Source organism: Pseudomonas marginalis (genome assembly GCF_001645105.1).
Classification (GTDB): domain Bacteria; phylum Pseudomonadota; class Gammaproteobacteria; order Pseudomonadales; family Pseudomonadaceae; genus Aquipseudomonas; species Aquipseudomonas petroselini.
In genome coordinates this window covers 150,949-165,417 of sequence record NZ_LKEG01000036.1, presented here as the reverse complement: position 1 = coordinate 165,417, position 14,469 = coordinate 150,949, and the positions used below count along the sequence as shown (strand labels likewise).

Annotated in this window: 9 protein-coding genes and 1 pseudogene; 7 read left to right on the top strand and 3 right to left on the bottom strand. The window is 61.2% G+C overall.

Annotation, left to right across the window (positions count from 1 at the left end; genetic code table 11):
* Positions 1–49 precede the first annotated feature (49 nt).
* Complete coding sequence (locus AO064_RS12350) at positions 50–2,584, top strand: autotransporter family protein (protein WP_064053469.1); 2,535 nt, start codon at positions 50–52, stop codon at positions 2,582–2,584.
* Between the two features lie 47 nt (positions 2,585–2,631).
* Here AO064_RS12350 and AO064_RS12345 read toward each other — a convergent pair whose 3' ends face one another.
* Together AO064_RS12345 and AO064_RS12340 are read right to left on the bottom strand one after the other, a co-directional pair.
* Entirely contained in the window at positions 2,632–4,059 is a 1,428-nt protein-coding gene (locus AO064_RS12345; RefSeq protein WP_064053468.1) for an amino acid permease, read from the bottom strand.
* Between the two features lie 58 nt (positions 4,060–4,117).
* Positions 4,118–5,152, bottom strand: a complete 1,035-nt coding sequence (locus AO064_RS12340; RefSeq protein ID WP_064053467.1) for a histone deacetylase family protein — start codon at positions 5,150–5,152, stop codon at positions 4,118–4,120.
* Between the two features lie 121 nt (positions 5,153–5,273).
* Between AO064_RS12340 and AO064_RS12335 the strand changes: the two genes are divergently transcribed.
* The 3 genes from AO064_RS12335 to AO064_RS31480 all read left to right on the top strand — a co-directional run bounded on the left by AO064_RS12335 (position 5,274) and on the right by AO064_RS31480 (position 9,755).
* The gene (locus tag AO064_RS12335; RefSeq protein WP_064053466.1) at positions 5,274–5,765 is read left to right on the top strand and encodes an Lrp/AsnC family transcriptional regulator; all 492 of its coding nucleotides are present in this window, start codon (positions 5,274–5,276) and stop codon (positions 5,763–5,765) included.
* Positions 5,766–5,937: 172 nt separating this feature from the next.
* On the top strand, positions 5,938–8,091 hold the full coding sequence (locus tag AO064_RS12330) for a TonB-dependent siderophore receptor (protein WP_064053465.1): 2,154 nt from the start codon (positions 5,938–5,940) through the stop codon (positions 8,089–8,091).
* A gap of 167 nt (positions 8,092–8,258) precedes the next feature.
* Positions 8,259–9,755 carry a methyl-accepting chemotaxis protein gene (locus tag AO064_RS31480; RefSeq protein WP_064053464.1) on the top strand — a complete coding sequence of 499 codons (1,497 nt, stop codon included), beginning with the start codon at positions 8,259–8,261 and terminating at the stop codon, positions 9,753–9,755.
* Between the two features lie 13 nt (positions 9,756–9,768).
* Here AO064_RS31480 and AO064_RS12320 read toward each other — a convergent pair.
* A pseudogene (locus AO064_RS12320) lies at positions 9,769–10,638 on the bottom strand (SDR family oxidoreductase).
* A gap of 260 nt (positions 10,639–10,898) precedes the next feature.
* On the opposite strand from AO064_RS12320, the gene AO064_RS12315 reads away from it, so the two are divergent.
* The 3 genes from AO064_RS12315 to AO064_RS12305 all read left to right on the top strand — a co-directional run bounded on the left by AO064_RS12315 (position 10,899) and on the right by AO064_RS12305 (position 14,466).
* A complete protein-coding gene (locus AO064_RS12315) occupies positions 10,899–11,774 on the top strand; it encodes a LysR family transcriptional regulator (RefSeq protein WP_064053463.1) in 876 nt (291 codons plus the stop codon).
* 269 nt (positions 11,775–12,043) lie between these two features.
* Positions 12,044–12,979, top strand: a complete 936-nt coding sequence (locus AO064_RS12310) for an EamA family transporter (protein ID WP_064053462.1) — start codon at positions 12,044–12,046, stop codon at positions 12,977–12,979.
* A 149-nt stretch (positions 12,980–13,128) separates the two neighbouring features.
* Positions 13,129–14,466: an MFS transporter gene (locus AO064_RS12305; RefSeq protein WP_064053461.1), complete on the top strand. Its 1,338-nt coding sequence runs from the start codon at positions 13,129–13,131 to the stop codon at positions 14,464–14,466.
* Positions 14,467–14,469: the final 3 nt, after the last annotated feature.

The window sequence follows — 14,469 nt, the reverse complement described above, 5'->3', positions numbered from 1 at the left end:
CCTGCCTTTGCAGGTGCCGGGGCACCTTCCCCTCAAGTGAGGACGGATCATGCGCATGCGGACACTCTCGTGGTTGTACCTGATCGTCATGGCGGCGGTGCCTGGCGCCTCTAATGCGGCGTGCACCCTCAACACCACGGCCGGCGATGACACCTCTACCTGTGATAGCGCCACGGCTCCTGGGTTTGCCGACACGGGAGGCAACAACACCCTCACTGTCACGCAGACGGGCCGGATTACCGGCAATGTCACCTTTGGCGCCGGCAATGATCTGGTGGATGTGAACGGACCCAGTGCCGGGATTGATGGGAACCTCGACCAGGGCGACGGCGCCAATATCTTCAGGCTCAACCTGGGGAACATAACGGGATCCGTGACCCAGGGCGCGGGCACGGACGTGGCACAGATTTCGGGTGGCCAAGCCGGTGCGGTGCGCCAGGGCACGGGTATCGATAATTTTTCCATGAGCGGCGGCACCGTTGCCCTGCTGGAGCAGGGCGACGGCCTGGACGACTTCTTCATGAGCGGCGGAACGATCACCGGGGCGTTCGAGGACGGTGACCGTGCCAGCATGACCGGCGGCAGCATCGGGCGCGTCGATATGAAACTCGACGACAATATTTTTGATATGTCGGGAGGCCGCATCATCGGCAACCTGGTGACCGGCTTCGGCAACGACACCGTGCTGATTTCGGGCACGGCGTTCGTGGGCGGCAATATCAGTGTCAGCGGCGGTAACGATCAAGTGACCGTTTCGGGTGGCGAGGTCAATGGCCAGATACTGCTCAGTTTCGGCAACGACGCCTTCATCTGGACGGGCGGCAATCTGCATTCATCCGTGCTGATGGGCGCCGGGGACGACAGCGCACGCCTCCAGAACCTGACGGGTTCTCAAGTGGCCGCCGCGCAACTGCTGGAGGGTGGCCTGGGCAACGACACGCTGACCCTGGACACCACCACCGTCGGGAATCCGCAACTGTTGACGCAATGGGAAACCATTCAGCTGGACAACGCTTCAACGCTGACGTTGGGAGGCACGCTCAAGCTGGGTGACAGTGGGACAGGCACCGGCACCCTGGGGCTGGATGGCACAAGTCGGCTGCTGGTCAACACGGGCGTGATCGAAGCTTTTACCGCCGGCCAGTGGGTTGCCGTCAACAACAGCGGCCTGATCGATATGACCACCGGCAGCGCCAGCGCCCGCGATACCTTGACCATTAACGGCAACTACACCGGCAACGGCGGGCGACTGGCCCTGCAAAGCGTTTTGGCCAGCGACGGTTCACCCAGCGACAAACTGGTGATCAACCAGGGCACGCTAGGGGGCACCACGGCAATCAGCGTGACCAACCTGGGCGGCGCAGGCGCAGCGACGTTGCAGGATGGTATCCAAGTGGTGCAGGTACTCAACGGCGCCACTGGCAGTGCCGCTGCCTTTCGCCTGGCAGGCCCGGTGTCCGCAGGGGCGTTCGACTATCGCCTGTTCAAGGGCGGTGTCACGGCGGGCACGGCCGATAACTATTACCTGCGCTCCAGCGTCCCGGTACAGCCCACCGACCCCATCATTATCGTGCCCTTGCCGGGCCCCGGTGAGGAGCCCCTGCCCCCCAACCCAGGCGTTGAACCGATCCCCCTCTACCGCAAAGAAGTGTCGATCTACGCGGTGCTGTTTCCGGCTGCGGACCAGATCGTGCGCGCCATGCTGGGGACCTATCACGAACGCCTGGGCGACCAGGGCCAGCAACTGGCCGGCAACAGCCCAGTGGGCTGGGGTCGATTCTATGGCAGCAGCAGTCGCCAAGGCTTCGCCGGGACTGTCAGCCCCACGCTGGACAGCAGCGTCCAGGGTTTTCAAGTGGGACGTGATGTCTACGCCGACACCGACGACGGTGGCCGCACCCAGCGCGCCGGGGTGTTTGTGGGCCATAGCACACTCAAAGGCAACGTCAAAGGCTTCAGCGGCGGCTGGCAAGGCAGGGACGCCGGCAAAACCACCTTGCGCGGTGACAGCCTGGGGGTTTACTGGACGCTGATCGGTGCCCATCAGGCCTATGCGGACCTGGTGCTGATGGGCACCCGCTTTAATGGCAACAACGAGTCGGATCGTGGCGTGAAGATGAAGACCCGTGGACATAACGTGACGGCATCCGTGGAAGTCGGCTGGCCACTCCAGGTCACCCGGACCTGGACCGTCGAACCCCAGGCTCAGTTGATCGTTGGCAAGACCCGGCTCGACAGCCAGAACGACGGTATTTCCGACGTTAAGTATGACGCCGATACCGGCGTCACCACGCGCCTGGGTGTACGTCTGCGCGGCGACTACAAGGTCGGTGGCCTGCCCTTGCAACCCTATGTGCGCGCAAACGTATGGCACGCCCGTGCCGGGGACAATAGCGTGATTTACAACCAGGCCACCCGTATCGACACCGAACAAAAAGCCGCGACGATGGAGCTCAGCCTGGGGGCCACGCTACAGGTCGCTCAAGGTGTGAGCCTGTACGGCGAAGTCGGTTACAACCGCAATCTGGATAGCAACACCTATAACGGCCGCGAAGGCACAGTGGGTGTAAGGGTGGCGTTCTAGGTGTGTATCGGCCCACGCGCAAAGGCCCGAGGCGTTTGCCAAGGCGATCATTGGCGCGGGTCACCTGTGACCGAATCGGCTGCCTTCATCCAATGGGCGCCCCGATAGCGCGAGAGCTGGTAGGCAATTCCCAGCCAGATGAACCAGGCTGGCATCACATACAGCGCCAGGCGTGTGTCCGGCCGCAACGCCAGCAGGCCGAGTACAAACAGCAGAAACGTCAGGGAAAACCAGGCCATCGGTACACCGCCGGGCATCTTGTAGAGGGATTTGGCGTGCAGGTCCGGGCGTTTTTTGCGGTAGGCGATGTAGGACGCGAGGATGGTCGACCAGGTAAAGATCACCAGGATCGCCGACACCGTCGACACGATGGTGAAGGCGGTCATCACCTCCGGCACCACAAACAGCAACACCAGCCCCAAGAGCATCAGCAAGGTGGTAAATGCCAGGCTGATAAACGGCACGCTGCTGCTCGAGAGGCGCCGGAAGATCCCCGGTGCGTCGCCCAGGTCGGCCAACCCGAACAACATGCGGCTGGCGGAAAACACCCCGCTGTTGGCCGAGGATGCCGCCGAGGTGAGTACCACGAAATTGACGATGCCCGCGGCGGCGGGGAAGCCTGCCACCAGGAACAACTCCACAAACGGACTCTTGCTTGGCGAGACCTGCTGCCATGAAGTCACCGCGATGATGCACGCCAGGGCCAGCACGTAGAACAGGATGATACGCAACGGGATCGAGTTGATCGCCTTCGGTAAGGTGCGCTCCGGTGCACGGGTTTCGGCGGCGGCGGTGCCGATCAGCTCGGTGCCGGCGAAGGAAAAGATCGCCATCTGGAACCCGGCAAAAAAGCCGAACAGGCCATTGGGAAACGCCGCCTGTTTATCCAGCAAATGGGTCAACGACGCGGTAACGCCGGTGGGCGAGACAAACGAGCTGGCGATCAGCACCACACTGACGCCGATCAAGGTCACCACGGCGATGATCTTGATGATGGCAAACCAGAACTCCACTTCGCCAAACAGCTTGACCGTCAATACGTTCAACGCGAACAGCGTGAGCAGCATGCCCACGGCGGGCATCCACGCCGGCACATGGGGAAACCAGTACTGGAAGAACCCGCCCACGACCACCGCATCCCCCACCACGGCCACGCTCCAGCTCAGCCAGTACGACCAGCCCAGGAAGAACGCCGCACGCGGCCCCAGGTACGCACCGGCAAAGTCGGCGAAGCTTTTGAAGTTGAGGTTGGAGAGCAGCAGCTCGCCCATGGCGCGCATCACGAAATACACGAAGAGCCCGATGATCATGTAGATCAGGATGATCGAGGTGCCGGACAGCGCGATGATCTTGCCGGAGCCCATGAACAGGCCAGTGCCGATCGCACCGCCCATGGCCATCAACTGGATATGGCGGTTGCTCAGGGTGCGTTGCAACGCAGGCTTTTCATAAAGCCCGGACGTGGATGTTTTCATCACAAAACCTCTTGTTATGTTTTTGAGTTTTGGCAGAAGAAAAGACGACAGGGTGTTGTTATTGGGATTTGCTTTCGAAACCGTGCAGCACGTTGACGGCATTGATGCCGATCTCATCAACCATGTAGCCGCCTTCCATCACGAACAGCGTGGGCACGCCGACGCTGGCGATGATTTCGCCCATGCCGAGGAAGTCCTGGCTGTCGAGAAGGAAATGGCTGATGGGGTCGTCCTTGAAGGTGTCGACGCCAAGGGAGATCACCAGCACTTCGGGCGCAAAACGGCGCAGTTGCTGGCAAGCGTCGACCAGGGCGGTTTGGTAGTGGGCCCAGGTGGTGTTTTTCGGCAACGGGTAATTCAGGTTGAAGCCCTCCCCCGCACCTGCGCCGCGCTCATCACGGGCACCGGAAAAATACGGGTAGGACACCGCCGGTTCGCCGTGCAGGGAGATGAACATCACGTCCGGACGGTCGTAGAAAATATTCTGCGTACCGTTGCCATGGTGAAAATCCACATCCAGCACGGCCACGCGCTTGGCGCCTTGGGTGATGGCGTGCTGCGCAGCAATGGCGGCGTTGTTGAGGTAGCAGTAACCACCCATGTATTCGCGGGCCGCGTGATGGCCCGGTGGGCGACACAGGGCGAAGGCGCTGTAGTGGCCCTCATCGAGCAGCGCCAGGCCGGTCAGGGCGATGTCCGCGCTGGTCTTTACCGCCTCCCAGGTGGTGCTGGTGATCGGTGAGCCGGCGTCCATGGCGAAGAACCCCAGCTTGCCGTCAATGAAGTCCGGCACCCGTTGGTTGGCCAGGTCGCGTACTGGCCACACCAGGGGCAATGCGTCATGACTGCGGCCGATGGCGGTCCATTCATCCCAAGCGGTTTCAAGGAACGTGACGTAGCGTTCGCTGTGAGCGGCGACGTAACAGCCCCGGTCAAAGCGGCGTGGCGTGATGATATCGCCCAGGCCAACCTGCCTGACGCGGTCACGCACGGTATCGGCACGGCTTGGTTGCTCGAACGAGGGCTTGAGCACGCCGTCCTTCAGTTCGGTGCCATGGTGCAAACGGTGGTCTTCACTAAATACAGTCAACATGTGTGGGCATCCGCCAGTAAAAGACAGGGTCTATTTTGTTCTGACGACGCAGGGCTTTCTTTGCTTTTACTTCTGCCACTGGTAGCTTTATCGGGTGTTTTTACCCTTGTGATTGCCCTATATGAAAAATAAAACCAAACAGGTCGTTCTTGATGACACCGATCTCGCCATCCTCGCCCTGCTGCAAGCAGACGCCAGTATTTCCAACGCGCAATTGAGTGAGCGGCTATCCCTGAGCCTCACGCCCTGCTGGCGCCGCCGCAAACGCCTGGAAGAAGAAGGCGTGATCAAGGACTACCAGGCCAACCTGGATCGCAAGATGCTCGGGCTGGATATCCTGGCTTTCGTGCATGTGCGTTTCGCGATCCATACCGACCATGCGCCCGACGCCTTCGAGGCGGTGGTGAGGGAGCTGCCACAGGTGTTGTCGTGCCATAAGATCACCGGCGATGCCGATTACCTGTTGCAGGTGCTGGCGGAGGATCTGGACAGCTACAGCGAGTTTGTCGAGAGCGTGTTGCGGCGCCAGTTAGGGATTGCGTCGATTCAGTCGAGCCTGGCGTTGAGGGAGGTCAAGGCGACGAGTCGCGTGGCCATTTCAAAGCGTGAATGAGGGTCATACAGAGGGTGCGGTATGGCTAAATGCCGCCACCCAGATGTGAAAAATTCGTTAACTAATTCTCCCCTAAGGGTTTTTCCTACAGACTCAATCTGCCAAACTGATGCGAATAATTATCATCATCTTTATTATTCGCCAGGGACGGCATTCGGGGAGAGTCAGTTTCATGTCTGTGCAACAACACGGCGGCAAAGGTTTTTCACCCAGTTTGATGGCGTTGGCGGTCTGTCTTGCTGCTTCACACGCGGCCTTCGCCGCCGAGGCTGAAAAAGCCGCAACACTGGAGCTGGGTGCCACCCAGATCAGCAGTGAACAGTTGGGCCAGACCACCGAAGGCACACAGTCTTACACCACTGGCGAGATGGCCACTGCGACCAAGCTCCCCTTGACCATGCGCGAGACACCCCAGGCGGTTACGGTGATCACCCGTCAGCGCATGGATGACCAGGCCATGACCAGCGTCAACGACGTGGTCAAGAACACCCCCGGCCTGTTCCTCAGCCAATCCAGCGGCCCCGGCCGGCAGACGTACAGTTCGCGCGGCTTCGACATCGACAACATGATGTTCGATGGCATTCCCAGCGCCTATTCTGGCTACGCCAACAGTGTGCAACCCAACCTGGCGATGTTTGACCGCGTGGAAGTGATTCGCGGCGCCACAGGCCTGGTCACCGGCGCCGGCAACCCTTCGGCGGCAATCAATTTTGTGCGCAAGCGCCCCACTGCTACGCCCCAGGTGTCGATCACCGGTGCAGCCGGCAGCTGGGACGATTATCGAGGCGAATTCGACGCCTCAAGCGCCTTGAATGACAGCGGCACCTTGCGCGGCCGCGTGGTGGGTTCCTACCGCGACGCCAATAGTTTCCACAAAGGGGAAGAAAGCGACCACGGCCTGTTCTACGCCATTGGTGAGGCCGACCTCAGCGAAAACACCACCGCCACCCTGGGCTTCTCGCGCCAGGAAGACCAGACCAACTTTTTCTGGGGTGGCTTGCCCATCGGCACCGATGGCCACCACCTGAACCTGCCCCGCTCCACCAACCCAGGCTCTGACTGGGAAAACAAAAAACTGACCATCGACACGGTATTTGGTGACATCGAGCATCGCTTCGACAACGGCTGGAAACTCCACGTCGCGGGTTCGTCGTCACAGTTGGACGGGGTATTCACCGGTACCTACCAATCCCGCTACCAGACCACGCTCGCGCGCACTGCCTACCAATCGCACCAGGACGACAAGCAATACGGTCTGGACACCTTCTTCAGCGGCCCGGTCGACGCCTTCGGCCGCACCCATGAAGTGGTGGTCGGCACCAGCAAACGCATCTACGACGCGACGTCCAAGGAATACAGCCCTTACGACACCAACTACCCGCTCAACGGGGCAAAGCCGGACTTCGTGCGCGACGGCAAAGGCCACAGCATCACCACTCAGGATGGCGTGTACCTGACCACACGGCTGAACCTGGCGGACCCGCTCAAGGTAATCCTCGGGGCACGCGTGGATTGGTATGACTACGACGATCGTCAGGGCGACGGCGACTACAAAGTCACCCGTAACCTCACGCGCTACGCGGGCGTTATCTATGACCTGAATGATCAATACTCGGTCTATGCCAGCTACACCGACATCTTCACACCGCAGACAAATCGAGACTTTTCGGACAAACCGTTGGAGCCCATCGTCGGCGAAAACTACGAAGTCGGTATCAAGGGCGAATACTTCAACGGAGCACTCAACGCCAGCCTGGCCGTGTTCCAGATCGACCAGAAAAACCGCGCAACGCTGCCGGACAGCCAAGTCGGATGCCCGATCACGGCCTGTTATGAAGCCTCGGGCCTGGTACGCAGCCAAGGGATCGACCTTGAACTGCAAGGCGCGCTTACTGAGAACTGGCAAGTTGGCGGCGGCTTCACCTACATCCGTGCGCATTACATCAAAGACACCAAGCCGGCCAATGACAACCAGCGCTTCGACACCGACACGCCGGAGCGTCTGTTCAAGCTCACCACGTCCTACCGCTTCCAGGGCCCGCTGGAAAAACTGCGTATCGGTGGCAACATCTACTGGCAGAGCCGCATGTACAACGACGTGGTCCTTGCCAACAGCACGACCTATCGCCTGGAACAAGGCAGCTACGCGGTTGCGGACGTCATGGCCGGTTACCAAGTGAACAAGCACCTGGACCTGCAACTGAACGTGAACAACATTTTCGACCGCACCTACTACTCGGCAATCGCCACCAGCCCGATCTGGGGATCCACCGACACCTACGGCAACCCGCGCAGCGTTGGCGTCACGGCCAAATACAGCTTCTGATCACAGCCCGATAAACGGCTACCCACCCGGGTAGCCGCTCCTCAAGTCCCTCCTCCTGTTGCCGATAACCGTTTTGCATCGCTCAATCCAATAAAAACCAAGCACACCTAATTCGCGCCAACCTGCCCCTCGTTTTGTTTCGGCCAGACCACATGGAGTAAGTGTGAATGCCCATCCGCACGCGTTTTTTCGAGCACTACCGCAAGGCCGACCGCATCATGCTGGCGCTGATCTGGCTGATGTTCCTGTTCTCACTGGGCCTGGCGTTCTGGCATGACACGTTGATTCAAGCGGCCATCGTCGGCGGCGGCACCAGCGTGGTGCTGACCGCGCTCTACCGCGCCATCGGTGGCACCCGTGTGATGCGTTGCGCCCTCGGCGCGGGCTTGATGGTCATGGCGGCGCTGCACATCAACCAGGCGCAGGGCGTGATCGAAGCGCACTTCGGGATCTTCGCACTGTTGGCAGTGCTGACGTTTTATCGCGACTGGCTGCCGATCCTGGTCGCAGCGGCCACGATCGCCGTGCACCACGTGGTGTTCCATGCGCTGCAACATCAAGGCTTCCCGGTATTCGTGATGGATCATCACGGCGGTTGGGCCATGGTGTTTGTCCATGCGTTCTATGTCGTGATGGAAACCATCGCCCTCCTCTACCTGGCCGTGCACAGCCAGGCTGAAGCGGTCGAGAGCCAGGAGATGCTGGAAAAAATGCTGGCGGTTACTTCCCAGCTGACGGTTGAAACCGCCGAAGGTGACGCGGGCAAGGTGCACGTCTCCCTCGCCAAGCGTTTCGACCACTTCCTGCAGCAGCTTACCGGCCTGATCGACGGCGTCGCCCGTGACTCCCATGGCCTCGGCCAACTCGGCCAGGAACTGGCCAGCGCCAGCGGCACCCTGGAAAAAGGCGCGCGGCACCAATTGGCGGAAATCACCCAGATGACCGGCTCGATGCAGCGCATGGAAGACGCCATGGGCCACATCGCCGTGCACGTGGAGCAAGCGGTGGATCACGCCGGCAAGGCCCGCCAACAGATCCTGCGCGGCCAGGAAAGCGTGGGCCGCGCCCAGCAGGAAATCACCCAGTTGGCCTCACGTCTCAACGGCACGCATGAGACGGTACAAGGCCTGGCCGTGCAGGCCGAACAGATCGGCACCGTGCTAGAAGTCATCAGCAGCATCGCCAACCAAACCAACCTGCTCGCCCTCAACGCTGCCATCGAGGCCGCCCGTGCCGGCGAGCAAGGCCGTGGTTTTGCGGTGGTCGCCGACGAAGTCCGCAGCCTGGCGCAACGCACAGCGGTGTCCACCCAGGAAATCAAAACCATCATCGAGGGTTTGCAGCACGGCAGCCGCCAAGCCGTCGAAGCCATGCACGACAGCCGCCAAGGCGTGGAGCGGTGCGTGGAAGACAGCCAGGTAGCGGTCGAAATGTTGCGCGCGGTGGGCAATGACATCGCGCACATCGACGACCTGAATGGCCGGATTGTGACCACCACACGCGAGCAAACCTCGGCAAACCTGGAGATTGTCGGCCGGCTGCAGTCGGTGCAAAGCATTGCGCAAAACACCGCCGACGATGTTGAAACCCTGGCCAGAAGCAGTGAGCGGTTGCCGCCGATTGCGGTGCGGTTGGATGCGCTGGGGCGACGGTTTCATCCATGATTTTTAGCGCGGTTCAACCCTCGGCAACGACCTCGCGCACGAAGTCTTCGTAGGTGCGCAACGGGTGCCCAATGAGGGCCTCAAGCATTTCGACCGTGCCTTCAACGGCGTGCATGCCAAAGGTCTGGATACCCGCCATCATCAGGCGCATGTCATACGCCAGCCAGCTGGGGCCTTAAGAAGCCAGCTGTGCTTCGAACGCGGCCAAGTCATCCCCACCGTAGGCGATCTCGCGGCCTAGCGCCGCACTCCAGGTCTTCGCCACGGAGGCACCGGTGAGCGCTTGCGGCCCAACCAATTCCAGCGTTACACGACCCAGCGCCGAGGGCGCTGTGTCGCGTCGCAGCAGTTCTGCGACCGCGACATCAGCGATATCGCGCGCGTCAATCATCGACACGCCCGCCGCGCCGATCGGCATCGGGTATACCGAGTAGGCCTGAATGGTCTGTTGCACCCGGCGGTCGTTTTGCATGAAATAAGCTGGACGCAAGACCGTTACAGGCATGTCGAGGCGCTCGATCATGCGCTCAACCGTCTGCTTGCCGGTGAAGTGCGGGACGTTGGTGAATGTGTCGGCATGAATCACCGACAAATAAACGATACGTTCGATACCCGCCTCACGCGCCAGGTTCAGCGTGATCAGGGCTTGAGTGACCTCGTCGGGCGTCACGGCATTGAGCAGGAACAAGGTACGTACCGACGCGAGTGCAAGGCGCATCGACGCGACGTCAGTGAGGTCTGCGACAACTTCAGTGACGCCGGCCGGAAACTCCCGCTTGCCCGCTTGGCGCACAAGGGCTTTGACCTCGGCGCCCGCGCCAGCCAGGCCTTGAGTGATCAGTGAACCAAGGGTGCCCGTGGCGCCAATAACCAGAATGCTCATGTTTGTAACTCCTGCAGTGGGTTTAGAGTGGATCAGCGAGTGAAATCCGCAACAACCTTGCCCGTCCGTGAAACGGTGCGATTGCGTGCGAGTGCATCGGGATATCGGAGAAGCCGACGACGTCGTCCTGCGGCAACACCGTTGGAGACTGCTCATTGGAAATGCCTCATGGCGTGTCCCGATGACGAGACAGTAATTCGTTGCACTTCCAAAACGAAGACCACAAAATCCAGACACCTCGTTTCACATATGGAACACCCATGAACCTGAACGCGCTGATTGATTTCACCCTCGTCGCCACCCATTCGGGGCTGGGCAAGGCCAGCCGCGCGAGCGGTATTTCCAAAGCCACCTTGTCGCGCCGAATCAGCGACCTTGAAGAACAACTGGGCGTGAGGCTGATCGAGCGCAGCGCACGTGGCCTGAAACTCACCGAAGCCGGTGAGGCGCTGATGTCTCGAACTGAAGGCCCGCTGAGTGAAGTGACCGACGCCATGACCGCCGCACGCGAAGGCGTTTCAACACCGCGCGGACGTCTACGGGTCGCGGCCCCGATTCTGTTCTCGCAACTGGCGATGGGGCGTATCGGCGCCGAATTCTGTGCGGCCTATCCGGAGGTGTTTATCGAGGTGGTGTCGGAAGATCGACGGGTGGACCTGGTGGAGGAACAATTTGATGTCGCCATTCGAATCAACCCAAGCCCGGACAGCAGCCTGGTCGGACGGTGCTTCGCCAAGGACCGGCTGATCGTGGTGGCGGCGCCTGAACTGCTCAGGCCGATGCCCGGCGCGATCCGATCCGTGCCCGCGATTGTGACGTCGACTTTCCAGCCCACCCACTGGCGTCTTGACGGCGGGCAGTTGGTCTTGGAGCCGGTCCCGACCATGCAGTTCTCTTCGCTGTTGATGGTCCGCGATGCCGCTGTCGCCGGTGGCGGTGCGGCGCTCATCCCACAGTCCATCGCCTGGAATCAGCTTGCCCGCGGTGAGTTGGTTCAGTGGGGAACGGTGTCGGGTGTAGAGCCGGCGCTTTGGGTCTTACACACCTCCAGGCGGCTTGCGGCGCCGAAGGTTCGCGCATTCGTCGACTTCATGTGTGATCACTATTCAGACATGTCGCTTGTTCTGAGGGGATAGGACTGATTAAACGCCGAGGGCGGGTGGTCTGGCCCGTAGACATACGACAACCACCGACGAAAGCGGGGTGAATGCTGGCCATGGGCCGAAAATCACCCTTCAATGAAAACGCTCGGCGAACCGCAAAAACTCAGAATGGTAGCCGTTATATAAACGCTTGCCCTTGCTCCTTCGCCTCAAACGCGCTACAAATCCCACCCTCAAGTTGTACGACAACCTAAAAATAAATCGCCATCCTCGACGATGGTGCCCACTGTTCGAGCCTTCTCATGACAGCCCTTGCCGCCACGCAAACCACACCCGCCCCCTTCTCCCGCCCCATCGCCGTGTTGATTCTGCTGTGCATGGGCTGTGCCTTCGCCGGCAACCACATTGCGGCGCGCGTAGCCTTCGATGATGGCGCCGGTGTGTTGCTGGCTATTCTGATGCGTTCGGGCGGCACCTTGCTGGTGCTGGCCGTGCTGGTGCTGTGGCAACGCCAAAACCTGCGCCTGCCGGCCGGGGCATGGCGCTGGCAAGTGCTGCTGGGACTGCTTATCGCCACCCAAAGCCTGTGCCTCTACTCCGCCGTCGCCCGCGTGCCGGTGGCGCTGGCGTTGCTGGTGGGCAACGTGTTCCCGATCCTGCTCGCCCTGCTCACCTGGGCATTCGGCGGCCCACGCCCGACGGCGCGTACCGCCTTGCTGATGGGCTTGATTCTGGTCGGCCTGGTGTTTGTCCTGGACGTACCCGGCCGCCTTTCAAGCAGTGCCGAGATCGGCCCGCAATGGCTGCTCGGCGTCAGCCTGGCATTCTGCGCCGCCTTCGTGTTCGCCTGCGCGCTGTGGATCACCGATCACAAGTTGTCCCAGGTTCGCGGTTCAGTGCGCAGCCTGCTGACGATCTTCATCGTGTTCAGCAGCGTCAACCTCGCGGGCCTCAGCGGCGCCCTTCCGGGCGGCCTGAACCCACCGGCAAGCAGTACCGGCTGGCTGGCGCTCGCGACGTTGGTGGTGCTGTATGGCACCGGTTTTATCGTGCTGTTCATGTCGGTCCCACGCCTGGACATGCCGCGCAATGCGCCGGTCATGAACATTGAGCCGCTGGCGACGCTGTTGATGGGCTGGATCGTGCTCGATCAAATGCTAAACGCCGGGCAGATGCTCGGCGGCGTCATCGTGGTGACCGGGATTGTGCTGCTGACTTACCGCAAATCTGCCCGCTAGCGATAAATCCCCGCCTGACCTAGCCCAATTCCTGCTCCTTCACTCCCACCCAGTCGCTACTGGCTATGCGGACGACTCTTTTGAGCCCGGCCGCCCACCCGCCTTCCCCGGATAATCCAGCATCCCCGACCCCTTCCGAGGCCTTCCCCATGACGAGCCCCTCCACCGAACAGGTAAGCCCCCAAACCCTGCGCAAGGTCATCATCGCCGCCGGCATCGGTAACTTCGTCGAATGGTTTGACTTCGCCGTCTACGGTTTCCTCGCCACCACCATCGCCCAACAATTCTTCCCCAGCGGCGACGCCAGTGCGGCGTTGCTCAAAACCTTCGCGGTGTTCGCCGTCGCCTTCGCCTTCCGGCCCTTGGGCGGGATTTTCTTCGGCATGCTCGGCGACCGCATCGGGCGCAAACGTACCCTGGCCATGACGATCCTGCTGATGGCCGGCGCCACCACCTTGATCGGCCTGCTCCCCACCTACGCCGCCATCGGTGTCGCGGCGCCGATTCTGTTGTCGCTGATCCGTTGCGCCCAAGGTTTCTCCGCCGGGGGCGAATATGCCGGGGCCTGTGCGTACCTGATGGAACACGCACCCAGTGACAAACGCGCCTGGTACGGCAGCTTCGTGCCCGTGTCGACATTTTCCGCCTTCGCCGCCGCCGCCGTGGTGGCGTACGCCCTTGAAGCGTCGTTATCGGCCGAAGCGATGGGCAACTGGGGCTGGCGCCTGCCGTTCCTGATCGCCGCGCCGCTCGGGCTGGTGGGGCTTTACCTGCGCTGGAAGCTGGATGAGACGCCGGCCTTCCAGGCTGTGAAGCAGGAGCATGCGGTCGCCCACTCGCCACTCAAGGAAACCTTGCGCAACCATGGTGCGGCGATCTGCTGCCTGGGCGCTTTTGTGTCACTGACGGCGTTGTCGTTTTATATGTTCACCACCTACTTCGCGACCTATCTGCAAGTGGCGGGCGGGCTGAGTCGGGCGATGGCGTTGCTGGTGTCGCTGATCGCGCTGATCTTCGCTGCGGCGATTTGCCCGCTGGCGGGGTTGTATTCGGACCGGGTGGGGCGTCGGGTCACGGTGATGACCGCGTGCGTGTTGCTGATCGTGGTGGTGTACCCATCGTTCCTGATGGCCAGTTCCGGCTCGTTTGCAGCGTCCATTGTCGGCGTCATGTTGCTGGCGGTGGGCGCCGTGTTGTGCGGCGTGGTCACGGCAGCGCTGCTGTCGGAGACCTTCCCGACACGCACGCGGTACACCGCCTCGGCAATCACTTACAACATGGCGTACACGATCTTCGGCGGTACCGCGCCGCTGATAGCGACGTGGCTGATCAGCACCACGGGCAGCAACCTGTCACCGGCGTTTTATCTGATAGCGGTGGCGTTGCTCGCACTGGCGGGTGGTTTGGCGTTGCCGGAAACGTCGAGGATTTCCCTGCACGACGTGGGCACGGAGGAAAAAAGTGCGGCACTGTCGCTGTCGCGTTAGGTT